Origin of the sequence: Aeromonas sp. S8(2024), assembly GCF_041403085.1 — a bacterium.
Lineage (GTDB): Bacteria > Pseudomonadota > Gammaproteobacteria > Enterobacterales > Aeromonadaceae > Aeromonas > Aeromonas dhakensis.
Window position 1 is genome coordinate 440,048 of the sequence record NZ_JBGLRF010000003.1, and the last position, 25,625, is coordinate 465,672.

At 60.7% G+C, this 25,625-nt stretch carries 21 protein-coding genes; 14 read left to right on the top strand and 7 right to left on the bottom strand.

Annotated features, from left to right (window positions below; translation table 11 throughout):
- Positions 1-25 precede the first annotated feature (25 nt).
- The gene (locus tag ACB031_RS10880) at positions 26-502 is read left to right on the top strand and encodes a hypothetical protein (RefSeq protein ID WP_371139539.1); all 477 of its coding nucleotides are present in this window, start codon (positions 26-28) and stop codon (positions 500-502) included.
- Between the two features lie 21 nt (positions 503-523).
- On the opposite strand, the gene dsdC is transcribed toward ACB031_RS10880, so the two are convergent.
- Positions 524-1,477 carry a DNA-binding transcriptional regulator DsdC gene (gene dsdC, locus ACB031_RS10885; RefSeq protein WP_371139540.1) on the bottom strand — a complete coding sequence of 318 codons (954 nt, stop codon included), beginning with the start codon at positions 1,475-1,477 and terminating at the stop codon, positions 524-526.
- Between the two features lie 356 nt (positions 1,478-1,833).
- Between dsdC and ACB031_RS10890 the strand changes: the two genes are divergently transcribed.
- The 3 genes from ACB031_RS10890 (at position 1,834) to ACB031_RS10900 (ending at position 5,436) form a co-directional block, all read left to right on the top strand.
- A complete protein-coding gene (locus ACB031_RS10890) occupies positions 1,834-3,165 on the top strand; it encodes a D-serine ammonia-lyase (RefSeq protein ID WP_371139682.1) in 1,332 nt (443 codons plus the stop codon).
- Positions 3,166-3,499: 334 nt separating this feature from the next.
- Positions 3,500-3,676 (top strand): hypothetical protein, encoded by a 177-nt coding sequence (locus ACB031_RS10895; protein ID WP_005298942.1) that lies wholly within the window; start codon positions 3,500-3,502, stop codon positions 3,674-3,676.
- Positions 3,677-3,981: 305 nt separating this feature from the next.
- Positions 3,982-5,436 (top strand): SulP family inorganic anion transporter, encoded by a 1,455-nt coding sequence (locus tag ACB031_RS10900; protein WP_371139541.1) that lies wholly within the window; start codon positions 3,982-3,984, stop codon positions 5,434-5,436.
- Positions 5,437-5,513: 77 nt separating this feature from the next.
- Here ACB031_RS10900 and icd read toward each other — a convergent pair whose 3' ends face one another.
- Entirely contained in the window at positions 5,514-6,767 is a 1,254-nt protein-coding gene (gene icd / locus ACB031_RS10905; RefSeq protein WP_005298939.1) for an NADP-dependent isocitrate dehydrogenase, read from the bottom strand.
- 202 nt (positions 6,768-6,969) lie between these two features.
- A complete protein-coding gene (locus ACB031_RS10910; RefSeq protein ID WP_324038983.1) occupies positions 6,970-7,845 on the bottom strand; it encodes an AraC family transcriptional regulator in 876 nt (291 codons plus the stop codon).
- 129 nt (positions 7,846-7,974) lie between these two features.
- On the opposite strand from ACB031_RS10910, the gene manA reads away from it, so the two are divergent.
- The gene (gene manA, locus ACB031_RS10915) at positions 7,975-9,174 is read left to right on the top strand and encodes a mannose-6-phosphate isomerase, class I (protein ID WP_324038982.1); all 1,200 of its coding nucleotides are present in this window, start codon (positions 7,975-7,977) and stop codon (positions 9,172-9,174) included.
- Positions 9,175-9,409: 235 nt separating this feature from the next.
- Positions 9,410-9,916 carry a hypothetical protein gene (locus ACB031_RS10920; protein ID WP_017786496.1) on the top strand — a complete coding sequence of 169 codons (507 nt, stop codon included), beginning with the start codon at positions 9,410-9,412 and terminating at the stop codon, positions 9,914-9,916.
- 74 nt (positions 9,917-9,990) lie between these two features.
- Here the strand turns inward: ACB031_RS10920 and ACB031_RS10925 are convergent, their stop codons facing one another.
- A complete protein-coding gene (locus tag ACB031_RS10925; protein WP_005298930.1) occupies positions 9,991-10,140 on the bottom strand; it encodes a hypothetical protein in 150 nt (49 codons plus the stop codon).
- 735 nt (positions 10,141-10,875) lie between these two features.
- On the opposite strand from ACB031_RS10925, the gene ACB031_RS10930 reads away from it, so the two are divergent.
- Positions 10,876-12,762, top strand: a complete 1,887-nt coding sequence (locus ACB031_RS10930) for a PTS fructose transporter subunit EIIC (protein WP_019839592.1) — start codon at positions 10,876-10,878, stop codon at positions 12,760-12,762.
- A 358-nt stretch (positions 12,763-13,120) separates the two neighbouring features.
- Entirely contained in the window at positions 13,121-13,900 is a 780-nt protein-coding gene (locus ACB031_RS10935) for a hypothetical protein (RefSeq protein ID WP_322111602.1), read from the top strand.
- 27 nt (positions 13,901-13,927) lie between these two features.
- On the opposite strand, the gene ACB031_RS10940 is transcribed toward ACB031_RS10935, so the two are convergent.
- Both ACB031_RS10940 and malX read right to left on the bottom strand, forming a co-directional pair.
- Positions 13,928-15,130 carry a MalY/PatB family protein gene (locus ACB031_RS10940; protein WP_371139542.1) on the bottom strand — a complete coding sequence of 401 codons (1,203 nt, stop codon included), beginning with the start codon at positions 15,128-15,130 and terminating at the stop codon, positions 13,928-13,930.
- 75 nt (positions 15,131-15,205) lie between these two features.
- Entirely contained in the window at positions 15,206-16,777 is a 1,572-nt protein-coding gene (gene malX / locus ACB031_RS10945; RefSeq protein ID WP_025201980.1) for a maltose/glucose-specific PTS transporter subunit IIBC, read from the bottom strand.
- 273 nt (positions 16,778-17,050) lie between these two features.
- Between malX and ACB031_RS10950 the strand changes: the two genes are divergently transcribed.
- The gene (locus ACB031_RS10950; RefSeq protein WP_371139543.1) at positions 17,051-18,088 is read left to right on the top strand and encodes a Mal regulon transcriptional regulator MalI; all 1,038 of its coding nucleotides are present in this window, start codon (positions 17,051-17,053) and stop codon (positions 18,086-18,088) included.
- A gap of 121 nt (positions 18,089-18,209) precedes the next feature.
- On the opposite strand, the gene ACB031_RS10955 is transcribed toward ACB031_RS10950, so the two are convergent.
- Positions 18,210-19,454: an NADH:flavin oxidoreductase/NADH oxidase family protein gene (locus tag ACB031_RS10955; RefSeq protein WP_371139544.1), complete on the bottom strand. Its 1,245-nt coding sequence runs from the start codon at positions 19,452-19,454 to the stop codon at positions 18,210-18,212.
- Between the two features lie 216 nt (positions 19,455-19,670).
- On the opposite strand from ACB031_RS10955, the gene ACB031_RS10960 reads away from it, so the two are divergent.
- From ACB031_RS10960 to ACB031_RS10980, 5 genes are all read left to right on the top strand, one after another.
- On the top strand, positions 19,671-20,135 hold the full coding sequence (locus tag ACB031_RS10960) for a MerR family transcriptional regulator (protein ID WP_371139545.1): 465 nt from the start codon (positions 19,671-19,673) through the stop codon (positions 20,133-20,135).
- A 95-nt stretch (positions 20,136-20,230) separates the two neighbouring features.
- Positions 20,231-20,506: a hypothetical protein gene (locus tag ACB031_RS10965; RefSeq protein WP_017781171.1), complete on the top strand. Its 276-nt coding sequence runs from the start codon at positions 20,231-20,233 to the stop codon at positions 20,504-20,506.
- Between the two features lie 54 nt (positions 20,507-20,560).
- Positions 20,561-21,037, top strand: a complete 477-nt coding sequence (locus ACB031_RS10970) for a GNAT family N-acetyltransferase (RefSeq protein WP_371139546.1) — start codon at positions 20,561-20,563, stop codon at positions 21,035-21,037.
- A 328-nt stretch (positions 21,038-21,365) separates the two neighbouring features.
- Positions 21,366-22,817, top strand: a complete 1,452-nt coding sequence (locus ACB031_RS10975; RefSeq protein ID WP_319909860.1) for an AAA family ATPase — start codon at positions 21,366-21,368, stop codon at positions 22,815-22,817.
- Between the two features lie 694 nt (positions 22,818-23,511).
- Positions 23,512-25,419, top strand: coding sequence for a fructose-specific PTS transporter subunit EIIC (locus ACB031_RS10980; protein ID WP_017780839.1), 1,908 nt, complete (start codon positions 23,512-23,514; stop codon positions 25,417-25,419).
- Positions 25,420-25,625: the final 206 nt, after the last annotated feature.

Sequence of the window (25,625 nt, forward strand, 5' to 3'; positions counted from 1 at the left end):
ATCAAGAGCCATATCAGTATTCATTTTGCAGATCGCAAGGTACTGCCAGCATGGTATAAATTACGGCCGCTACGGCTGTCTGGAGACGGTCGCCTCCCTCTCGGCCATCAAGAAGCGGGCCCGGGTCTTTTTCAGGCAGCAGGGCGCGGATCCCGCAGCGCTGGCGGAGGGGGGCGTCGGCACCGCCCAACTGCTGGCTCGCTACCAGCAGGGGGATCTCATGATCCGCGCCATGGTGGACGAAGGAGCCCGTGCCATTGGCCTGAGCCTCTACAACTTTCTCAACATCCTCAATATCAACCGCATCTGGCTCTATGGCCGCAGCTGCGGTTTTGGCGAGGAGTGGCTGCAGACCATCATTCACCAGACCGGAGCCAACCCGTTCGACTGCAGCGATGCCGTCAACGCCACCCACATCCGTTTTGGCCAGCTCAGCCGCGCCCAGCAGGTGATGGGAATTGGCTATCTCTATGTGGAACGTGCCCTGGCACAGCCTCGCTAGCCTGTTTGCGCAAGGGCTGACTCAGACCCCCGCCTGCTGGCAGGCCCAGTCAATGAAGGCTTGCGCCTTGGGGTTCTGGCAATTAGGCAGGGTGGCGATGTAGTAACGCTGGGCACAGCGCACCGCCATGTCCGGGAAGGGGGCCACCAGCTCGCGCCGTGCCAGCCGCTGGCTCACCAGGTTCTGGCGTCCCATGGCGATCCCGGCGTGGTTCATGGCGGCGATGATGGCGAGATCGGAGCGATCAAACCCCATGCAGGCCCTGCATGCCGAAAGCGACACGCCGGACTGCTCGGCCCAACCGGACCACTCGTCATCGTTGGAATCCTGGCTCCAGGCTTGCCGATCGTGCAGCAGACGGCAGTGCGCTAGGTTGGCTGGGTTGCCGAGCAGCCCGTGCTGCTCGGCATACTCGGGGCTGCACACCGGCACCATGTACTCGTCCATCAGCGGGTGAATGGCGAGCCGCGCAGGCGTCTTGTCATCGAAGCAGAGGGCGAGATCGATGCCGTAGCCATGCAGGTTGATGTTCTCGTTGCCGGTCATGACGTTGAGCTCGATCTGGGGATGCTGACGGGCGAAATCCGCCAGTCGTGGCACCAGCCAGCACTGGGCGATGGAGGGGCGTGAGAAGACGGTCAGGGGGCCCGACAGCTCCTGATGGCGGATCTCAAGGATCTCCTGGTTGATGAACTCCAGCGATGACTTGAGCACCCAGAACACCCGTTGCCCGTCTGCCGTCAGCGCCACCTTGCGATGAAAACGCTGAAACAGCTTGAAGCCGAGATCCTCCTCCAGCGCGCTTATCCGGTGGCTCACCGCACTCGGGCTGAGCGCCAGCTCGTCAGCCGCCAGCGCAAAGGAGCCGTGTCTGGCTGCCGCCTCGAAGGTGTGCAGTCTGGCCAGCTGATAGCCGTTGAGCAGCTTGTTGCCCGCGATACGGCTTCTCGCCACCTGGTGATCCTGCTTATACATGACGCCCCCATTGCCCCCTTCAACACGTGCGCCGATGATACCGAAAAAGCGCCTCTTGCATCAGCTCACACCACCCAATATCGCCATCAGGTCAACAATGTGATGAATGTAGCGCCCTTGCATCAATCCAGCTCACCCAAGACGCTCATTTCATCATTTGTCACGGCCACCTCGTTGGCATTGAATAACGCCAAGCTTATTCCCATACCGGGGTGCGCCATGAGCGCCTCAACAGGGCTCGATGCCCCCGGCCGACAGCCATCATGGACCCCATGGCTCTGTGCCAGGTTTGCCACGGTGGGTGCAACCCTGCTGGCACCTGCATGCCCGAATTCAATGACGAAGCCGAGAACACCATGAAAAACATCGACGTATCACGACTCACCCAGCAGTTTCCGCTGCTGCACGCTCTGATCGCGCTGGAACCGGTCAGCTGGTTCAACCCCAAGGCCACCACCCTGGAGGAAGGTCTGCCCCACGTGGGGCTGGATGGCCGCGATGTGGCGGATGCCTCCGCCCGCCTGGCCCGCTTCGCCCCCTACCTGTGTGAAGCCTTCCCCGAGACCCGCGCCAGCAAGGGCATTCTCGAATCCGAGATCGCCGCCATCCCGGCCATGCAGCGCGCGCTGAATGCCCGTTACGGGGTCGAGGTGAGCGGCCGGCTGCTGCTCAAAAAAGACAGCCATCTGCCCATCTCGGGTTCCATCAAGGCGCGTGGCGGCATCTACGAGGTGCTGACCCACGCCGAGCAGTTGGCCATCAAGGCCGGTCTGCTCTGCGAAGAGGACGACTATCGCAAGCTGTTCACGGACGAGTTCCGCCACTTCTTCAGCCAGTACAGCATCGCGGTCGGCTCCACTGGCAACCTTGGCATGTCCATCGGCATCATGAGCGCCCGCCTCGGCTTTCGCGTCACCGTCCATATGTCCGCCGATGCGCGGGAGTGGAAGAAGCGCAAGTTGCGCGAACATGGCGCCATCGTGGTGGAATACGCCGAGGATTACGGGGTGGCGGTGGAGCAGGGACGCAAGGAGGCCGAACGCGACCCCAACTGTTTCTTCATCGATGACGAGAACTCCCGCACCCTATTCCTCGGCTACGCGGTAGCCGGTGAGCGGGTGAAAAAGCAGTTTGATGAAATGGGGATTGTGGTGGACGCCGACCATCCGCTGTTTGTCTACCTGCCTTGCGGTGTCGGTGGCGGCCCCGGCGGGGTGGCCTTTGGCCTCAAGCTTGCGTTTGGGGACAACGTTCACTGCCTGTTTGCCGAACCGACCCACTCCCCCTGCATGCTGCTCGGGGTGCACACCGGCTTGCACGATGCCATTGCGGTGCAGGACCTTGGCATCGACAACCTCACTGCTGCCGACGGCCTCGCGGTGGGACGCGCCTCCGGCTTCGTCGGTCGCGCCATGGAGCGACTGCTGGCAAGTCTCTACACCCTGAGCGATCAGGAGATGTACGACCTGCTGGGACTCTTGGCCCGCGAAGAGCAGATCAGGCTCGAGCCTTCTGCCCTGGCCGGCATGGCAGGCCCGTGGCGTGTCGCGGCCAACCTTGAGTGGCAGGCCGGTCAGGGGCTGGATGTCGCCAAGATGGCCAGCGCTACCCACCTGGTGTGGGCCACCGGCGGCGGCATGGTGCCCGCCGAGGAGATGGAAAAGTATCTGGCCAGTGCCCGCCTCTGATCTTTTTTTCAGCCATAAAACCCGCCAGACTGGCGGGTTTTTCTCGTGTGAGATCAGCAAGATGGGGTGCATGCTTAGGAGTATCGAATGTAGACGGCCAGACAGCTGGACACCCTGAATTGCTGACAATCCCCCCAAGCTGGTTATTTTGTGATACGATAGTGACCGTTTTTTGACATCTGCACCCACGTTGGCGCCCTGTTCGGGCGAGATCGCGACCCAATCCGTCGATCACAACCATCACGGGCATGCAGAAAAACCGTGGCCTGATGGCCCCGTCCGGCACAAAGCCTGGCGGCGTTCAGCAAGACACACGAGATAAGGAGATCGGGCAATGAAACAATATCAAAGCTGGCTGGGACAATATCTGATGAGTCGCCGCGATGGGGACCACGCCATGGCATCCGAACTCGCCAGCTCCATCTGCGAGTTCTGGCAAACCCAGGGGGACGAGGCCGAGCAGGACAAATGGCAGCAGATCTACCAGCACCATCTGGAACGAACCACCTAATCATCCGAATCCTTGCCTTGCAGCCCCAAACTGCAAGGCTCTCTTTTATCCAGCCCCTTCCTCCCCTCACCTCCTTTGTGCTCTCGCCATGACAGCGCAGATCTGCCTGCCTGCTTCATATCGTTGCCCGCATCGTTTCAACAGGTTACCGCGCAAGGCCACCAGCCATGAGCAATTTGGCGTCACATCGACCCGTACGCGCCTTGCCCCTGCCCCTCCCCTTTGTTAGAGTCGCGCGCCGCGCGGCCACCGCGCCCATAACGACAACACGCGCCCAGAGCGCCAGCAACGAGCGAGAACAATCCATGCGTGAGCGCATCAGACAAGAGTGGTTTGGCAACGTCAGGGGGGATCTGCTGTCGGGCACGGTCGTGGCCCTGGCCCTGATCCCGGAGGCCATCGCCTTCTCCATCATCGCCGGCGTCGATCCCAAGGTGGGGCTCTACGCCTCCTTCTGCATCGCCGTCATCATCGCCTTCACCGGCGGCCGCCCGGCCATGATCTCCGCCGCCACCGGCGCCATGGCCCTGCTGATGGTGACCCTGGTGCACGAGCACGGCCTGCAATACCTGATGGCTGCCACCCTGCTCACCGGCCTGCTGCAGATCCTGGCCGGCTACCTGCGCCTCGGCGCCCTGATGCGCTTCGTCTCGCGCTCGGTGGTGACCGGCTTTGTCAACGCTCTGGCCATCCTCATCTTCATGGCCCAGTTGCCGGAGCTGACCAACGTCAGCTGGCAGGTCTACGCCATGACCGCAGCCGGGCTTGGCATCATCTACCTGTTCCCGCGCCTGCCGCGCATCGGCAGCCTGCTCCCCTCGCCGCTACTGTGCATCGTGCTGCTCACCGCGGTGAGCGTCGGCCTCGGCCTCGAGGTGCGCACGGTCGGCGACATGGGCGCCCTGCCGGACACCCTGCCGGTCTTCATGTGGCCCGAGGTGCCCCTCAATCTCGAGACCCTGGCCATCATCTTCCCCTACTCCGCCGCCCTGGCCGTAGTGGGGCTGCTCGAATCCCTGATGACCGCCGCCATCGTCGACGAGATGACCGGCACCCGCAGCGATCGCCACCGCGAGTGCAAGGGCCAGGGGCTGGCCAACATCGCCGCCGGCCTGATGGGCGGCATGGCGGGCTGCGCCATGATCGGCCAGTCGGTCATCAACGTGAAATCCGGTGGCCGCGGCCGCCTCTCCACCCTGGTGGCGGGGGCCCTGCTCATCGTCATGGTGGTGTTCCTAGACGAGTGGATCCGCCAGATCCCCATGGCCGCCCTGGTGGCGGTGATGATCATGGTATCCATCGGCACCTTCTCCTGGGGCTCAGTGCTGCGCATGCACAAGACGCCGCTGGCCACCAACCTGGTAATGCTGAGCACGGTGGCCGTGGTGGTAGTGACCCACAACCTGGCCCTCGGGGTGCTGACCGGGGTGCTGCTGGCCTGCCTCTTCTTCGCCCACAAGGTGGCGCGTACTCTGCTGGTGCACAGCGACAGCGAGCGCCACGGCGCCACCCGCACCTACCGGGTGCACGGCCAGGTCTTCTTCGCCAGCACAGAGCAGTTCTGCGCCGGCTTTGACGCCGGCGAATCCCTCGAGCGGGTGGTGATCGACTTAAGTGACGCCCACTTCTGGGATCTCAGCGCCGCCGAGGCCCTGACCACGGTGCGCCGCCGCTTCGAGGCCGCCGGCACCGAAGTGCAGCTGACAGGCGTGAGCGACGCCAGCGCCGCCCTGCTCGGCCGCTTTGCCCCGGCGACCTGACCGAACGCCGCTTCTGGAACCAAACGCCCATAAAAAAGGCCAGCCCCCTGGGGCTGGCCTTTTGCATCTCTACAGACTTACATCTGGTCGACCATGTCCTGGGCGAACTGGGAGCAGGAGCGCAGGGTGGCCCCTTCCATCAGACGCTCGAAGTCATAGGTGACGGTCTTGTTGCGGATCGCCGCTTCCATCCCCTTGATGATGAGGTCAGCTGCCTCAACCCAGCCCATGTGGCGCAGCATCATCTCGGCGGAGAGGATGAGGGAGCCCGGGTTGACCTTGTCCTGACCGGCGTACTTCGGCGCGGTGCCGTGGGTCGCTTCGAACAGGGCCACGCCGTCACCGATGTTGGCACCCGGTGCGATGCCGATGCCGCCCACCTGGGCCGCCAGCGCGTCGGAGATGTAGTCACCGTTCAAGTTCATGCAGGCGATGACGTCATACTCGGCCGGGCGCAGCAGGATCTGTTGCAGGAAGGCGTCGGCGATGACGTCCTTGACGACGATGGTCTTGCCGGTTTTCGGGTTCTTGAAGGAGCACCAGGGGCCGCCGTCGATGAGCTGGGCATCGTACTCTTTCTGGGCCAGGGCGTAGCCCCAATCCTTGAAGGCACCTTCGGTGAACTTCATGATGTTGCCCTTGTGCACCAGGGTCACGGAGTCGCGATCGTTGTCGATGGCATACTCGATGGCGGCACGCACCAGACGCTCGGTACCGGCCTTGGACATGGGCTTGATGCCGATGCCGCAGGTCTCGGGGAAGCGAATTTTCTTCACGCCCATCTCGTTTTGCAGGAAGGAAATCACCTTCTTGGCTTCGTCGCTGTCGGCTTTCCACTCGATGCCGGCGTAGATGTCTTCGGCGTTCTCGCGGAAGATCACCATGTCGGTCAGATCCGGGCGCTTGACCGGGCTCGGGGTGCCCTCGTAGTAACGGACCGGGCGCAGGCAGATGTAGAGATCCAGCTCCTGACGCAGGGCGACGTTGAGGGAGCGAATACCGCCGCCGACCGGGGTGGTCAGCGGGCCCTTGATGGCGACGCAGTATTCACGAATGAAATCCAGGGTTTCGGCCGGCAGCCAGGCACCTTCGCCATAGACATGAGTCGATTTCTCGCCGGTGTAGATCTCCATCCAGGCGATCTTGCGCTCGCCTTTGTAGGCTTTCTCGACCGCGGCATTCACCACATTCAACATGGCCGGGGTCACGTCCACGCCGATGCCATCCCCTTCGATAAACGGAATGATCGGATGGTTGGGAACCTGCAGCTTGCCGTTGGCATCGACTGTGATTTTCTGGCCCTGGGTCGGGATAACTACTTTGCTTTCCATCGGCATCTCCTAACTTCCGTTTGTTATCAATCTGTAAGTTGCGCGCGGCCATCTTAAGCCCATCCATTGGCAGAATCAAATGGCGAGCACGCATGTCAGACCATAGTCGCGCACTGGATCACAATGCGTCCATTCAGCCTGCTCCGGATCCGAAGCAGCCCCGCCGGCGCCTGACTCGGACAGGCTCCGGCGGCATCCCTGTTTATCCCGCCAGCCCCTCGGCCTGCCCCTGTGGCTGGCTCAGCGCCCGGTATTGGGAGGGGGTCAGCCCGGTCTTCTGCTTGAACACCCGGCAAAAATAGTTCACATCGCTGTAACCACAGCGGCTGGCCACCTCTTCGAGGCGAAAGCGGTATTTCTTGAGCATGAACTTGGCCCGATCGATGCGCACCCAGCTGATGTAATCGGCCAGGCGCATGTGCCCCTGCTCGCGAAACAGGTGCGACAAATGGCTGGCCGAGACGTTGAAGCGATGGGCGATCGAATCCCGGCTGATGGGGCGGTGAAAGTTCTCCTGGATATAGATGCAGATCCCGTGAAACAGCTCGGCCCCCCGCGGCCGCTCGAAGGTGGACTCGGCCAGCAGCTGGCGCACGCTGGTGAGCAGCGCCTGCAGCAGGTGATTGTCGGTGGGGGAGCTAGCGGGATCCTCGGTCAGCACGTTGAGCGCCGCCAGTATGTGTTCGTTCACATGGCCGGCCCGGGCCATGATGCTGTGCTTTTGCACGTCAAAGAAATCGGGGTCTTCCCGCCGCTTGCTCACCAGACTGAAACCGAGCTGACGCTTGCCGAACAGCAGGCTCAGCACCGAGCAGTCGGTGGTCCAGAGCGGCTTGTTCCAGCCGTTGGGGGGGATGTAGAGCGCCTGCCCCGGGGCGATGCAGATCTCCTGGCAGCCCTGCTCCCTGTCCCAGATCTGGTTGCGGTACTCGCCGCTGAACACCAGCTCGAGGCGGGGAAAGTTGACCTGATAGCTGAAACCGGGCGGCACCCCCTGATCCTGGGCAAACCAGATCTGGTCGAAGGGGGCCTGCTCGTGGAGGGCGCCATCGAGCAACTGGCTGAAGACAAGAGACATGCTGATCCTGATCAAGAGAGAGGCAAGCGGTTGCGGTGCCCGCGACCGCCCATGTTATAGTCCGGTCCACGGCAGCAATGCCACCCTTTTCTGCACCCGATTTTCTGCACACCAAATGAGGCATCCCTTATGAGCAGTCGCGATCTGCCCTCTTTTTTGTCAATGCAAAATCCGATTCAAGGCTACGACTGGGGCAGCCATGACGCCCTCACCACCCTGTTCGGCATCCCCAATCCGGCGGGCAAACCCCAGGCCGAGCTGTGGATGGGTGCCCACCCCAACGGCTGCTCCGAGGTTGTGCTGGCCGGGCAGATGCAAAAGCTCTCGACCCTGATAGAGCGCGCCCCCGCCGCCGTACTGGGTGAAGCCACCCAGACCCGCTTCGGCAGCCTGCCGTTCCTGTTCAAGGTGCTGTGCGCCGAGAAGGCCCTCTCCATCCAGGTGCACCCGAGCAAGGCGCAGGCCGAAGCCGGCTTTGCCAAGGAAGAGGCCGCCGGCATCTCGCCCAAGGCCGCCAATCGCAACTACAAGGATCCCAACCACAAGCCCGAGCTGGTGTTTGCCCTCACCCCCTATCAGGCGATGAACGGTTTTCGCGCCATCCCGGCCATCCTGGCGCTGTTCGAGCGGGTCAAGCAGCCTGCCCTTGCCGAGCTGGTTGCCGCCCTCGCCGCCAGCCAGAATGAAGCGGGTCTGCAGCACTTCTTCCACCAGCTGCTGGTGCTGGAAGGGGCGCGCAAGGAGGAGGCACTGGCGGGCCTGCTGGCCTTTGCCGCCAAACATCAGGATGAAGAGACCTTTGCGCTGATCACCAGTCTGGCCGCCCAGTATCCGGGGGACGTGGGCCTCTTCTCGCCGCTGCTGCTCAACGTGGTGACCCTGCAGCCCGGTCAGGCGATGTATCTGGACGCCTGCACCCCGCACGCTTATGTGCGCGGCACTGGCCTCGAGATCATGGCCAACTCCGACAACGTGCTGCGCGCCGGGCTCACTCCCAAGTACATAGACGTGGCCGAGCTGCTGGCCTGCACCCGCTGCCTGCCCAAGCCGGACGACCAGATCCTGCTTGCCCCTCGCCTGGACGGGGCGGTGCAGCACTTCGAGGTGCCGGTGCCGGACTTCACCTTCAGCGTCTATCCGGCGGGCGAGCATCAGCTCACCACCGCCAGCGCCGAGATCCTGTTTGCCATCGACGAAGCCGTCATCCTCAAGCGCGGTGACGACACCCTGCGCCTCGAGAAGGGTCAGTCCGCCTTCATCCCGGCCGCCACCGGCCGCTACCAGCTGCTGGCCGAGGGCCGGGTCGCCCGCGCCGGCAACCGCTGCTAAGCCGGTTCAAATCGAGCCATGACCACAAGGGCCATCCAGGATGGTCCTTGTTGTTGGCAGTGACCGCCACTGTCCACTTCCGCCTTTGCCGACTAATTTCTTGATGTGCGGCATAAAATCATCAGATCCTGCTGTCGCCCTCTGCCGGGTTGGCTATCATGCCCGTCTGGCTATCACACGCCTTGATACCCGCCGGAGCAGCACTGTCAGCCGGCCCCAGTTCAGGAAGAACATCATGAAAGGCTACTGTGGACTATCCGTTTTACTGCTGGCGCTGCTGGGCGGCCCGGTGCACGCCGCCTGCGACAAGGGGGTGGCACTCAGGCTGGCCAAGGCGTTCTGGAGCGAGCACAAGGATTTCTATTACGCCGATCCGGCGCCGCTCAAGGCGCTGCTCACCCCCGACTTTTTCGCCGTGCTGAGCAGCGAGGCCGAGTGCAACGCCGATGGCGAGGTGTGTGCCATCGATGCCGATCCCTGGATCAACGCCCAGGATGGCGAAGTGAGCGAGCCCGTCAGCTTCACCCTGGCCAAGGAGCAAGAGCAAGGGGTAACGGTCAGGATGCACTATCTGTTCGCCCTCTCCGACACCCAGAAAGAGCCGCAGACCGTCAGCCTCCACTTTCAAAAGAGCGGTGACAACCGCTGCTACCTGATGGATGACTTCATCCCCCCTGGCGATGGCTCCCTCAAACAGCGCCTGCGCCAGTGGCAGAACCACAACGCCATCGAGCTGCAATAAAAAACCCCCGCCATACAGGCGGGGGTTTTGCATTCAGCCGGGCCACACGCATCAGCGCCAGGCCCATGGCGAGGTCACTCCTCTACCGCCTCCGACTGAGGCTCTTCAGCACGGATCTGCTGCAGCTCTTCGACCCTGGCCTGCCATTTGTCGTGGGCCTGTTTGCGCTCCTGTTGCTTGAACTCTTCGCGCATGGTGTCGATATTTTGGGCCAAATTTTCCATCAGGATGTCTCCTTACATCTGGGTGAACATGACAAGTAAAACGGGTTGACGGCACACTCCGCATCAAGGGCGTTGGCCTGTCGGTTCATCAAGTTTGACTTCCGGTTTGCCAAAACTGTCCAACTAAATAAACGATTGGATATGCACAAAGCAATCTAAAAAATGATTAAACGCCTCTCGTAAAACCGTCTAAAGGCGCTCAACAGACTCACTTCCCGCTCCTGTGCATGAGATGTAAACCATTAAATATCAGTATCTTAAAGTGATCTCGTAGCTAGTTCACACGCCCTTTTCAAGGCGCCGATTATGCACTAATTTTTCACGCCCCGTGTTTTCGTCCCTTGCAGCCCCGCCACCATAAGCGCCGCCCAGAGCCAGGCAGCCGCTTTTGCCGAGCGGCTCACAGTTTTGCTGACCACGGGAGCACACAAATCTCCATCCTTCAGCCCACAAAGAGCAGACCACCCAACCGCCGACTGGTGATGAATTGCCCCCACACCAAGAATAATCATCTGTTTTTAAAGCTTTTTTTGTTCATCACCCGCGGTCTTTACTAACCGAACAAAATGCGAGCAGGGTCACAGGCAGGCGCCATCAACACAAAAATCCAGTAAAGGGCACATATGTCCGATTTCGGCCGAGGCACTTGGGAGAAACAATAGGCAGGTCAACCAGTTACACCACCGTTTTCAACAGGACCCGTTCCATTCGGACGGCACCAGCCAGGAGAGAACCATGCTCACCACCCTGATAGATGAAGGATTGATCTGCCTCGATCTTGCGGCCCGCGACAAGCAGGCGCTGTTTGTCGAGCTGGCCGAGAGGCTCAAGGCCAGCGGCAAGATAGCCAGTCAGGATCAGTTTGTCCGCGACCTCTGGGCGCGAGAGGCGCTCGACAACACCGGCTTCGAACAGGGGGTTGCCCTGCCCCACGCCAAGAGCGAGGCGGTGCGAGAGCCCGCCATCGTGGTCGGCATCAGCCGCCAGGGCATCGACTACGGCGCCGAAGATGGCGAACCCTCCAAGCTGTTCTTCATGATTGCCTCCCCGGCGGGCGGCGCCAACCATCATATCGAGGTGCTGGCCGAGCTCTCCACCAAGCTGCTGGAACCCGGTTTCATCGCCAGCATGCAGGCGGCCACCAGCCGCGCCGAGGTACTCGCCTTGCTGGCCGCACCAGGGCCATCCTCAGCCCCTGCCGCACCTAGGGTGCAACCAGTCCAGCCGGCGGAGCCGCAGGAGCGCGGCATCAAGGCCCAGCTCAATACCCTCAAGCAACACCTGCTGTTTGGCACCTCCCACATGATCCCCTTCATCGTGGCGGGGGGCGTGCTGCTGTCGCTGTCGGTGATGATCAGCGGCAAGGGCGCCGTGCCCGAGGCGGGCGTGCTCAAGGACATGGCCGACATGGGGATTGCCGGGCTCACCCTGTTTACCGCCGTGCTGGGCGGCTACATCGCCTACTCCATGGCGGACAAACCGGGCCTGGCCCCCGGCATGATCGGCTCCTGGATTGCCGTGCAGCAGTTTCACACCGGTTTTCTCGGCGCCATCCTGGTGGGCTTTATCGCCGGCCTCATCGTCAACCAGCTCAAACGCATCAAGCTGCCGGATTCCATGAGTTCGCTCGGCTCCATCTTCATCTATCCGCTGATCGGCACCTTCCTGGTGTGCGGCATCGTCATGTGGGTGATCGGCGCCCCCATCGCCGCCATGATGGAGGGGATGAACCACTGGCTCTCCGGCATGGCGGGCTCCGGCAAGGTGATGCTGGGGGCCATCCTCGGTGGCATGACCGCCTTTGACATGGGCGGCCCCATCAACAAGGTGGCCACCCTGTTCGCCCAGACCCAGGTCAACACCCAACCCTGGCTGATGGGCGGGGTCGGCATCGCCATCTGCGTGCCGCCGCTCGGCATGGCGCTGGCCACCCTGCTCTCGCCCAAGCGCTACAAGAAAGAGGAGCGTGAAGCGGGCAAGGCGGCCGCCATCATGGGCATGATCGGCATCAGCGAGGGGGCCATTCCGTTTGCCGCCGCCGACCCGGTGCGGGTCATCCCGGCCATCGTCGCAGGCGGCATCGTCGGCAACATCACCGGCTTCATGATGCACAGCATCAACCACGCCCCCTGGGGTGGCTGGATCGTGCTGCCGGTGGTGGAGGGCAAGATGGGCTATATCCTCGGTACCCTGCTCGGCGCCCTCACCACGGCCCTTATCGTCAACCTGCTGAAAAAGCCGGTCAGCGACACCGAAGAGAGCAACGAGCGCCAGGAGGAGTACCAGATCATCGAGGCGGAAGGGGAAGCCGAGGTGCTGGCCATCACCGCCTGCCCCTCCGGCGTGGCCCACACCTTCCTGGCCGCCAAGAGCCTGCAAAAGGCGGCCGCCAAGGCCGGCATCAAGCTGAAAGTGGAAACCCAGGGCGCCAACGGCATCATCAACCGCATCAGCGCCAAGGACGTGGCCAACGCCCGCTGCGTCATCCTGGCCCACGACGTGGCCATCAAGAACAGGGAGCGCTTCGCTAATATCGAGGTCATCGACGTCAAGACCCGGGAGGCCATCCACAACCCGGAGGGGCTGCTGGCCCGCACCCGACCGGGGCGCCAGGTGGCCTGATAACGGACTTGAGAGTACCTGCGACAGAAGGGGCCAAGGGCCCCTTCTTTTATCCCGGCATCAGGCAGTAAACCCTGTTCGTCAGCCGCCCGAACGGGGATAGCACCCTCCCACTCAGGCTCGATAAGATGGGAGCCATATTGTGCCTTCGCCTGCCAGCCGGGCTGGCGACCACACATGGACGGAGCCTTGCACAGATGGATCTGACGGACGTACGGCTCACCCTGCCCGAGTACCTCGCCCGCCATCCCGAATAAACGCCAGTTACTGTGCCTGCGGTTCGCACAAGGTTCGGTTTCGAAGCCGCGCTATTCTCTGACAGATTCATATATCAACTAGATGAGTGAAGGGACGCCCAGTGAGTGATCGAACAGCCGCTGCCCGTTGGCGCTGGCTTCGCCAACATATAAAAACATTGCGCAATTCTGAGCTGGAACCCGAAGAAAAGGGGACAACTTGGCGCTTTGCGGGATTAGTCGTGGCGGCCATTCCTGCCCTGACAGCAGCAACCTATCTCCTGGGGATGGCCTATCACTATGGCTATACCTTGGCGTTTAACCTCGACTATGCCGAATTTTCTCCACCGGCGGATTATCTGCTGGCCCTTAGCCTTCTCACGACTCTCAATATGCTCAAGCCCTGGATGTGGCCTGTATTGGGTAGCATGCTCACGATTTTTTCAGTGGCGATCACCCTACTCATCTGCGCTCGCTGGCGAATTCATCTCACATGGCTGTGGCAAAGCTCAATGTTCTATCGTTGGCTGATCAAAAGAGCGAAAAAGATTGGGCGCTACCCAGCCCCCTCTCTTTTCAGAGCATTTGTTTGGATGGGGAATAGCTATGACAAATTTGCCTTCTTGTTGTTATCCGTATTGATCCCCGTCATGGGTGCGCTCTGGTTCTTTGTGAAAGGTGTCGAAGAGGCACAAACACAGATCTTCCGCCTCGAACAAGGCAAGTGGCCGCAGACAGAGGCCCATAGTCAGTCTCCCCTGCTGGGGGATGAGCCTCATATTCGCATCGCCTGCAACACTTCCCACTGCGCCTATCGCCTCAAGGGGGGTGATACCCTGATCCTGCGCTTTGATCAGATAGAAGAGACCCGCTATCGGCCTGACAAGGCCGCCTCGAAATAGCAACCGCCGCCCGAGGGCGGCGGCGCGCTATCTGGCCAGCAGCTCTTGCAGCGCACCGATCAGGGCATCAAGGCCTTTATCTACTTTCGAGCGAGGGCAGCCGACGTTGAGGCGAAGATAGCCTTTGCCTTCAGGGCCATAGGTGTCGCCGCGCATGATGGCGACCCGGTATTTCTCCACCAGCAAGCGTTGCAGCGCATCCATCCGCTCGGTGGAGTCGATGCCAAGGCCGCGCAGGTCAATCCAGGCGAGATAGGTCCCCTCGGGCACCCGATAGTCGATGGAGGGGAAGGCGGCGTTGAGCCGCGCCGCCACCTGGGTCAGGTTGTCGTGCAGATAGCGTTTAAGGGCATCGAGCCAGACACCGCCATCCCGATAGGCGCTGATATGGGCCAGCACCCCGAGAATGGGGGGCGATGAGAGGCCATGGGCCGCCTTGAGCCGCTGCAGATAGCCGGCCCGCGCTTCGGCGTTGGCGATAAAGGCATAGGCGCCGCCAAGGGCCGGAATATTGAAGGATTTGGAGCCCGAGCTCACCAGTGCCCAGTGGTCATCCAGCGCCACCTCGCTCCACGGCAGGTAGCGGGCAAAGCTCATATCCATATGGATGTCGTCCGAGATGACCCTGACCCCGTGGCGCTGGCAGATAGTGGCCATCCGGCCCAGTTCATCCCGCGTCCAGACCCGGCCGGTGGGGTTGTGGGGGCTGCACAGCAGCAGAACGCGGCAATCGGGGCGGGCCGCCTGGCGCTCGAAGCTGGCCCAGTCGATCTGGTAACTCCCCTGCTCTTTTTTAAGCGGACAGGGCAGCAGCACCCTGTCGTTGGCAGCCAGCATATTGCCGAAGGCGTCGTAGGCGGGGGTATGCACCAGCACCCCCTCCCCCGGCGCCGACCAGAGGCTCACCAGCTGGGCAATCACATAGATGACCGAGGGGCCGTAGACCAGTGTCTCGGGGCCGAGGCGAGCCCCGTAGCGGCTGGCAAACCAGTCGCTCACCGCCCCCTTGAAGTCGTCGTGATTCCAGCGGCTGTAGCCAAAGACCCCGTGCTCAAGGCGCCTGGCCAGGGTCTGGCGAATGCAGGGGGCAGTCTCGAAGTCCATGTCGGAGATGGTAAAGGGGAGCAGGTCGGCGTGGCCAAAACGGTCGGCCACATAGTCCCACTGGGTGCAGTAGGTGCCGTGGCGATCGACCTGGCGGTCAAAATCAAAGGATTCGGTAGTGGGCATCTCTTTCTCGCCAGCAAAAACAGCAATGAACAAGGGGGCTTGGCGCCCCCCGACGCAGGGTAACAGAGGGCCGACTCAGGCCCCCATCAGGCTCTGCAGCTGGTTTTTCACCAGATGGACCTGGGGCCCGATCACCACCTGCAGGTTGTGCTCGTCGAGCTTGATCACCCCGATGGCGCCGTTCGCCTTCAATACCTTGTCATCGACCCGGCTCATGTCCTGCACCGACATCCGCAGGCGGGTGATGCAGTTGTCCAGCGCCAGGATGTTGCCGGCGCCGCCCAGCGCATTGAGGATCACCTCGCCGTTGTAGCCGCTGTTGCCTGCCTTCTTGCCTGCGGGTTGAGCCGCCTCGCTGGTCTCGATTTCACGGCCGGGGGTTTTCAGGTTGAAGCGCACGATGGCGAAGCGGAACACGCTGTAGTAGATGGCAAACCAGATGGCCGCCGCGACCGGCACCAGATACCACTTGGTGGCGGTGCCCTGCAGCACGCCGAATACCAGAAAATCGATGAGGTTGCCGTCGGTGTTGCCGATGGTGACGCCGAGCAGCCCCATGGTCATAAAGCCGAGCCCGGTCAGGATGGCGTGAATGACGTAGAGCACGGGCGCCACGAACAGGAACAGGAACTCCAGCGGCTCGGTGATGCCGCCGATGACGCAGGCCACCACGCCGGAGACCAGCAACGCCTTGATCTTGCCACGATTCTCCGGGCGGGCGCAGTGATACATGGCGAGCGCCGCCCCCGGCAGGCCACCGAGGAAGGCCGGCATCTTGCCCTGAGAGAGGAAAGAGGTGGCCGACACCGAGAACTGGGTGGTGTCGGCGCAGGAGAGCTCGGCGTAGAAGATGTTGAGGGCGCCACTCACCTCGTTGCCGCACACCAGTTGGGAGCCGCCCGCCTCGGTGAAGCGAATGAGCGCCACCAGGATGTGGTGCAGACCGAGCGGCAGCAGCAGCCGCTCGCCGGTACCGAACAGGAAGGGGCCGAAGGGACCGGCGTGGGAGATGAGCGCCCCTATGCCGTTGATGCCGGCGGCGAACCAGGGCCAGACCAGGGGCACCACCAGACCGACCACCCCCAGCACGATGGCGGTGATGATGGGCACAAAGCGGGCGCCGCCGAAGAAGGCGAGCGCATCGGGCATCTTGTAGGTGTAGAAGCGGGCGTGCAGTTTGGCGACGATCACCCCGACGATGATGGCCCCCAGAATGCCGGTGTCGATGGAGCTGATGCCGAGGATGGCTTTCACTCCGTAGGCCTTCTCTGCCGCTGCGTCACCGATGACGTTGGCCACGGTGAGGTAGAAGTTGATGGAGAGGTTGAGCGCCGCATAGCCGACGAAACCGGCAAAGGCCGCCACCCCCTTCTCTTCCCTTGCCAGCCCGAGCGGAATGGCCACCGCGAACATCACCGGCAGGTAGATAAAGGCCACCAGCCCCACCTTGGTCATCCAGAGGAACAGCAGCTGCAGCACGGTATTGTCGAGGAAGGGCATGCTCTGCTTGACCGCATCGCTGGTGAGCGAGCTGCCGACACCGAGCAGAATGCCCGAGAAGGCCAGCAGGGCGACCGGCAACATGAAGGTCTTGCCGAGGCTCTGCAGGAACTCCCAGATGGTGGATTTGGCGGGGGACTTGGCCATGTGTCAGATCCTTGTGAGGTGAGGGTCATTCGATACGCCTGCCCGGTGGCCTCCCTGACGGATGGCAACGGCGAGCCGTATCTGGTTTTGCTGGATGATAAAACGTTTTATCAACTCACAAGTGCCGACAGGATCACAGAATATAAGTGCTGTCAGGGAAGTGCTTGCAAAACTGTGAGCCGGATCGGCCCGATGGTGATGTAACGTTTCACTCAGGCATATGAGCAGGTATGCTGGGGCCTCGCTCTCAACTCGCCGTCGCCCGTTCGCCCTATGTCGCCCAAATCCCTCTCTGCCAAAGCCACCAAGATCACCGACGTCGCCCAGTGGGCGGGGGTGTCGGTCACTACCGTTTCCATGGTGCTCAACGGCAAGGGGCGCATCTCGCCGGCCACCGCCGAGCGGGTACAACAGGCGATCAGGGCGCTCGACTATGTGCCCAACAGCGCCGCCGCCAACCTGCGCAGCCAGCAATCCAATCTGGTGGGGCTGATCCTGCGGGACATCACGGACCCCTTCTATACCGAGGTGACCGCCGGGGTGAGCGAGGTGCTGGAGCAGCAGGGCTATCTGCTCTTTCTGACCCAGTGCGGCCACAGCCCCGAGCGGTTGCAGCAGAGCATCCAGTCCCTGTCGCGCCAGGGGGTGGCCGGCATCATCTTCAACCCGGTGCGCGGCGCGGCCGCCAAGCCGCTGGAGCACCTGCTCGACTCGGCGCTGCCGCTGGTGTGCGCCGCCCGCTCCTACTATCGGGACGACGTGGATTTTATCGGCCCTGACAACACCCACGCCGCCCAGCAGGCCACCACCTACCTTATCGAACAGGGTCACCGCCACATCGCCTACGTCGGCGGGCGGGCCGACTCCCTCACCCGCGCCGAGCGGATCGGCGGCTACTGCGCCAGCCTGCTGCAATATGGCCTGCCCTTCAAATCGGAGTGGGTACTGGAGTGCGAGCGCACCCAGCGCAGCGCCGCCGACACCATTGCCCAGCTGCTGCACCAGCACCCCAAGGTGACCGCCGTGCTCTGTCACTATCCCGAGGTGGCCCTCGGTGGCATCTACGGCGTCGAGGCGAGCGGGCGCAGCGTGGGCAAGGACAACTACATCGGCCAGCAGGTGGCCCTGCTCGGCTTTGACGACGTGGCGGAGGCCGAGCTCACCTCCCCCGCCCTCACCTTCGTCAGCTCGCCAGCGCGAGAGATAGGCCGCCAGGCCGCCCTGCGCCTGCTGACCCGGATGCAGCAGCCCGAGCTCGCCCCCACTCGCCATATCATCACCCCCAGCTTGCAGAAGAGGGCGTCGGCTTGAGTTGGCTGGGCAAACCCGAGCTTGCCCCCACCCGCCATATCGTCACCGCTCACCAGCAAACCGCAAAAACGGGCATCGGCCTGAGTTGGCAAGGCTGGCAGATTCACGAGCCGCTACCTCTTCACTTTTCCTGCACCTTGATCCAGCGTCGATAGCGGGCGTTGCCAAGCAGGGTCTGCCACTGCTGGCAGGCCAGCGCCAGGGCGGGCGCGATCTTGGGGCGGCTCGGCTGGCCGCGCCCCAGCCGCCGCAACTGGTATTTCACCATCGCCATATAACCTACCGAGGCCAGCACCTTGTTGCGCCAGGGGATGGGCCTGAGCTCGGCGCTTGCCGCCTGCTCATGGTGCCATCTGGCGGGCAGATCCGGGGCGATGGCCAGCGCAGTGGCCATGCCGGCGACCGCCACCCCGCTACCGAGCACCTGCTCCACCACCGGGTAGCGACGAATTCCCCCGGTCACCATCACGGGCATATGGGCAACGGAGACGATCTCCCGAGCGAACTCCAGAAAATAGGCCTCCCGCGCCAGAGTCCGACCATCGCGGGCCTGGCCGTGCATGGCGGGCGCCTCGTAACTGCCGCCGGAGAGCTCCACCAGATCCACCCCGAGCGGGTTGAGCATCTCCACCACCGCCTTTGCATCCTCGGTGCTGAAGCCGCCACGCTGAAAGTCGGCGGAGTTGAGCTTGACCGACAGTGAGAAGCGCTCCCCCGCCTGCTGGCGGATCCCTTCTACTATCTCCAGCAGCAAGCGGGCTCGATTCTCAAGGCCGCCGCCCCAACGATCACGGCGCTGGTTGGTGAGCGGTGAGAGGAACTGGCTCAGCAGATAGCCGTGCGCGGCGTGGATCTGCACCCCGTCAAAACCGACACGCTGTGCCAACAGCGCCGTGTTGATGAAGCGCGCCTTCACCTCGGCAATGTCGGCCTCGCTCATGGCTCTGGGCGGGGCGAACTGCCTCGAGAAACTGCCGAGCGCCATGGGCACGGCGGAAGGGGCCAGGGTGGGCTGCCCCAGCGCCGCCGGCATCTGGCGACCGGGGTGGTTGATCTGCATCCAGATCTGGGCGCCCCCGCTCTTGGCCGCCTCGGCCCAGGCACTGAAACGCTCGGCCAGCGCCGGGGAAAGATCGTGGGAATCGAGTACCACGCCCCCCGGCCCCGTCATGGCGTGGCCGTCCACCATCACATTGCCGGTGATGAGCAGGCCGGCGCCACCCTCTGCCCAAGTACGATAAAGCTGGATCAGCGCCTCTGAGGGGGCATGGTCACGGTCGGCCATGTTCTCTTCCATGGCCGCCTTGGCGAGGCGGTTGATAAGCTGGCTGCCATTGGGCAGGGTCAGGGGAGTAAATGGGTTCATGGCGATCTCCTCGGTAATGAGGACCCCACCATAAGTTTGAAGCTGACTTGAAGGTCAAGCCCCTTTATCGGGATGCCGTAGCGATGGGAGAAATGCTATCCACCCGCACAGTCCCTGCTCAGTGCCGTTGACATTCAAGCGGGCTTTAACCCTAGAATTCCCCTTGATCCCGCCGTTTGGCGGGCAGACCCGCCAACCCGCAGCCCAGGAGGCAAGATGAAGATCGGTGAACTGGCCAAACAGACCGGCATGGCGGCCTCGACCATCCGCTTCTACGAAGCCAGAGGCCTGCTCAGCAAGGTACGGCGGGGTGCCAATGGCTATCGCGACTACCCGCCCGAGACGGTACCCTTGCTGACCATCATCGGCCAGGCGCAACAGGCGGGCTTCTCCCTCGACGAGATCAAGCAGTTGGTGCCCGCAGATATCAGTTCTTGGCAACACGTCCCGCTACTGGCGGCGCTCAAGGCCAAGGTAAGCGACATAGAAGCGCTGGAGGCAAGGCTTGCCCACAGCAAGCAGCAATTGCAGGCCCTGATCCGGCTGGTGGAGTCCAAACCCGACGAGATGCCGTGTGAAGAGAACGCCGCCCGGGTATTGGCCAGCATGGGTATTCCCTCCCCCGAGGGCATCGCAAAAAACACCATCGCAACCAAGCCCGTTACGCACCCCAAAAAGTGATCCCGCTCGCAACCAGTACACGCCCCCAGCATGGGGGATTGAGAGCCAACTGAAGAAGACTATGATGGGCGCGCCATCCATAACAGGTCATCATCATGACAACAGAGTGCACCGCCCAACCCCAAAGCGAGCCACCAAGCGAAATCCATCGCTGTGACAAATGCCGGGAGCGCACCCGCCATATCGTAGTGCTGGTGCCACGGGATCACAGCCAGGACATCATGCCCAAGGATCCGCGCAAAGCCTTCTGGCAAGCCTTTCGTTCCAGCAGCCTGACCAACGCGGTATTCGGCCAGACCCTCGCTTATCAGGCCACCCATGTAAAGCACCTGATCTGCGAGCGCTGCGGCGAGAAGTTTCTGGAGTATTGAGGCCCAGAAGACGGCGCCCCCGGACAGTCAGAGCGAGATAACAGAGAAATAAGGATGAAGTTTGTCGAAATGACCCCCGGTCAACTGCCGCTGGCGCTGCTGCTGGAGGCCGATCCCGCAGAACAGCGCATTGCCACCTATCTGCCCGGCGCCTGGGGCTTTGCCGCCCTGGCGGGCAACGAGGTAGTGGGCGCCTGTGTGGCGGGTCTGGTGGGGGAGAAAACGGCCGAGATCTTCAATATCGCCGTTGCCCCCAACCGCCAGCAGCAAGGCATCGGCTCCGGCCTGCTGCGCTTCATACTGACCAGCCTGGCCGGGAAAGGGGTATGCCGCGTCGAGCTCGGTACCGGCAGCTTCGGCCACCAGCTCACCTATTACCAGCGCCACGGCTTTCGCGTCGATGCCGTCGTGAAGGATCACTTCCTTACCCACTACCCGGAGCCCCTGATGGAGCACGGCATCCAGCACAAGGATATGCTGCGGCTATCGCTGGCGCTGAAACCCAATAACCCGCTCCATAGCGGCCAGTAACCCGCAGCTACCGGCAGGCGGCAGTCAACCCATCATCTTTATCAAGCAATTTGTTGATCTGTGGCTAATTTTTATCAGCTTCCTGTTTTGCCATCCAATGACCTTGGTTAAGATATCCAATTGACAACTAACGCCTAATTTAGAGTCATTCACATAGCAAACGTACCGCCTCAATACGGGCATTCGTTCAAGTACATTGGAACACTAGCTGGTGATTAACTGGTAGACAATCAATATATGAATAATTCATCGTAGAATACGAAAATTCTCAAAATGGCTGTCTGTCACAATGTCCAATGTTTTTTAAATTTCTTTTAAGGAGCAAAAAATGGCATTAAGCAAAGAAATTAGAAAGTTAGCAGGAAAATGGCAACGAGGTGATTTTCCTAAGCATTTAGAATGGATCGAGCTTGATGGCGTCAGGGGATGGACAGGACAGAGAACAGATTTCAATTTCCCTATAGTTGCAATTTGTGGCGAAAATGGTGCTGGGAAAAGCACAATTATTCAAGCCGTAGCAAGCATTTATGAGTCAACAACTGAGGATAAATTTTTCGCATCAAATTTTTTTCCCGATACAGCTTGGGATTCCTTAGTTGGCGTTATCATAAAAGCATCAGTTAAAGAAGGACCAAACTCATCAGAGGTATCTGTTCGTAAACCAACAACTAGATGGCGTGGTAATGACACAAGGAAAAAACGCCCAGTAATTTATTTAGATCTACGGCGTATCCAACCAATATCAGCACGTACTGGCTATGCTAGATTAGCAAAACCAGCGTTGAATGAAGCAAGTTCATTAGCTTTTGCTGATGATGCTTTACAACGTTTTTCAAATATAATTGGCAAACCATATGTAGCTGCAAGACAAGCGACAACAAATTTAGATCAAACCAGAAACATACCTGTTGTTTCTCATAATGGAACTGAATACTCAGGATTTCATCAAGGAGCAGGAGAAGCTACAATTGCAGATATGATAGCAATAGATATTCCTATGTATAGTATTGTTCTTATTGATGAAATTGAAACATCATTACACCCAAGAGCCCAAAGAAGATTAATTAGAGATCTAGCTGAAATATCTAGAACCAAGCTAATTCAGTTTATTATCACTACACATTCACCGTATGTTCTAGAAGAACTACCTGCATCAGCTAGAGTTTATGTATTCAAAAACGGAGCTGAGAAATGTGTAGTTCCTGGTGTTAGTCCTGAATTTGCGCTGTCAAAAATGGATGAAGAAGTGCATCCTGAAATTGATGTCTACGTCGAAGATAATACCGCCAAGATACTCGTCGAAGAAATTATGGCTAAAAGAACATTGGATAACCTTTCTCGATGCTCAATTTCAGCATTTGGTGCAGCCTCTGTAGGTAAAGCACTTGGTCAAATGGTTGATGGAAATAGATTTTCTAGACCAACCGTGGTAATTCTTGATGGTGATCAAGACCCAGCCCCTGGATGCATGATCCTCCCAGGAGAAGATGCCCCGGAAAGAATGATATTCGAAGAGCTACGAGAGAAAGAATGGCAAGGGATAGCCATCTTAATTAACCGCTCTCATACCGATTTTGTTCATGCTGCAGAAAACGCTTTAACACTCCCTGACCACCATGAATGGATAAAGTCCATTGCAGACAGAATAGTTTTAGGCTCTGATGAGTTATGGAGAGCTATGTGTCGTGTTTGGCTTAGAGAATGTGCAGATGATGATATTGCAAATGACATTATTGAGGCCATATCTGATCATTTGGATTCAGAGATTCAAGTAGCCTAAAACAAAAAATAAAGAGAAGACCTAGTCTCTTACCCCAGCACTTCCACTGTGCTGGGGTCTCCAGCTTATAGCCCGTAGGTTCGAATAGCGGAGCGTATTCGGACGTTCGCGTTATCACCTCTATTTTTTCAGCCATCCCCTCTCCACCACACTCTCTGCCCAAACAAGCGGTGCAATTCACTTCGTTCATTGCACCCTACGACGCCCATACCTGTGGTTTCATTCGCCCGTTGTGGTGAGCTGTCTGGTTCCAATGGCTCAATCCATTTCTCCACCTATTCTCTCGCCTGCATCCCCTTATCAAGCGCCCCGTCACTGCCATTTATGTGCGACAGCTCACACCCCGCCCGCTCTTTTCACCTCACAAATTTATAGTTTTGCTCCGATTCCTGGCCGGATAGCATCACACTCCATCATAAAGGCACGTTGAAAAAACCAACATCAACATACTGATTATTAAAGACAAAAAATAACTCATCGATTCAATCCAGACCCATTTTTTCAGCTGGTCTGCTATGCGATCAGGATCACACTCAAGGCCATATCGCACAAAAATCCAGTATTTCGCAGTTTTGTCCGATAGGTGCGCGGCCCTGCGGGCGGGATAATAGTGGGGTCACTTTTGTCTGCATCTCCTGGGCGCTAGCCCAGGAAAAGATGCCAACAGGCTCCGGCCAGGAGCAGGGAGAACGCCATGATCACCACCCTTATCAACGAGCAGCTGATCGCGCTCGATTTAAAGGCCACGCGCAAGGAGGAGGTCTTCACCGAGATGACCCGTCTGCTCGCGGCGCAAGGCAAGGTCAGCGACGAGCAGCAGTTCATCAAGGACCTATGGGCCCGGGAAGAGCTGGACAACACCGGCTTTGAAGAGGGCGTTGCCCTGCCCCACGCCAAGAGTGCGGCAGTGAGCACCCCGGCGGTGGCCATCGGCATCAGCCGCGCCGGCATCGACTACGGCGCCGAGGATGGCAAGCCCTCCCGGCTGTTTTTCATGATTGCCTCCCCGGCTGGCGGCGCCAACCACCATATCGAGGTGCTGGCCGAGCTCTCCGCCAAGCTGATTGAAGAGGGCTTTATCGATGCCCTGCTGGCAGCCAAAACTCCGGCCGCCGCGCTGGCCCTGCTGCTCGAGAAGAAAGAAGACACAGCCCCGGCGCCCGCCGCTGACAAGGGGCTGATCATCGGCGTCACCGGCTGCCCGGCCGGCATCGCCCACACCTACCTGGCGGCAGAATCCCTGGAGCGCGCAGCCAAGGAGCTGGGCTTTGAGGTGAAGGTGGAGACCAACGGCTCCATCGGCGTCAAGAACAGCCCGACTGCGGCCGAGATCGCCCGCGCCAGCGCCATCGTGGTGGCCTGCGACAAACAGGTGGACATGGCCCGCTTCAACGGCAAACAGCTCATCAAGACCGGCGTGAAGGCCCCCATCAAGGATGGCAAGGGCCTCATCGAGCAGGCGTTGAAGGCCCCCGCCTATGTGGCGGACAAGGATGATAGAAAAGGTGAAGAGAAGAGTTCTGGCGGCAGCTCGGATCTCTACCGTTATCTGATGAACGGCGTCTCCCACATGATCCCGTTTGTGGTCACGGGGGGTCTGCTGATCGCCCTGGCACTGGCCATCGGCGGCGATCCGACCCCGAGCGGCATGCAGATCCCGGCAGGGAGCATGTGGAACCAGATCCTCAACGTGGGGGTCGCCGCATTCACCCTGATGATCCCCATTCTGGCGGGCTACATCGCCTACGCCATCGGTGACAGACCGGCGCTGGCACCGGGCTTTATCGGCGGCTGGATCGCCAACAACGGCAGCTTCTACGGCGCCGACGCCGGCACCGGCTTTATCGGTGCCATCATCGCGGGCCTGTTGGTCGGTTATCTGGTGCGCTGGATTGCCACCCGTCACTACCACAAGATGGTGCAGCCGCTGGTGCCGATCCTGATCGCCCCCATCGTCGGGTCGCTCTTTATCGCCGCCGTCTTCATCTTCATCATCGGTGCCCCCATTGCCGACATGATGACGGGTCTGAACGCCATGCTGCTCTCCATGAGCGGTGGCAGCCTGGTGCTGCTGGGGATCGTGCTGGGGGGCATGGCTGGCTTTGACATGGGTGGCCCGGTCAACAAGGTGGCCTTCCTGTTCTCGGTGGGCATGATCGCCTCCGGCCAGACCCAGTTCATGGGTGCCATGGCCTGCGCCATCCCGGCCGCCCCCCTTGGCATGTCGCTGGCCACCGTGCTCGGTCGCAAGCTCGGCATCTTCGATGCCACCGAGATTGAAGCGGGTAAAGCCGCCGGTGCCATGGGCCTGGTGGGGATCTCCGAGGGGGCGATTCCGTTTGCCGCCCGGGACCCGCTCGCCGTCATTCCGGCCAACGTGCTGGGCAGCATGACCGCGGCTGTGATGGCCTTCCTGTTTGGCATCACCAACAGCGTCGCCCACGGTGGCCCCATCGTGGCCCTGCTGGGTGCCGTCAACAAGCCACTGCTGGCGCTGCTCTGCATGATCTGCGGCGCCATCGTCACCGGTGTGGTGGCGGTTGCCCTGAAAAAACTGCGGGTCAAGAAGAGTGACGAGGTGACGCTGGCCAAGGCCGCCTGATCCCCGCCCAACCAAGCCGCCCCCTTGCGGGACGGATGACAAACCGGACGAGGCCACCTGCGGGTGGCCTCGTCTATTTGTCGGGTTCGAGAGAGCCCACTCACCTCTGCTGTACGACGCCGGCTTGTGATCCTCTTCACGCTTCGCGGCCGGATCCCGCCAAACTAGGAAATTTTCCTACCCCCCCTAGGGATGGCTCTCACGCC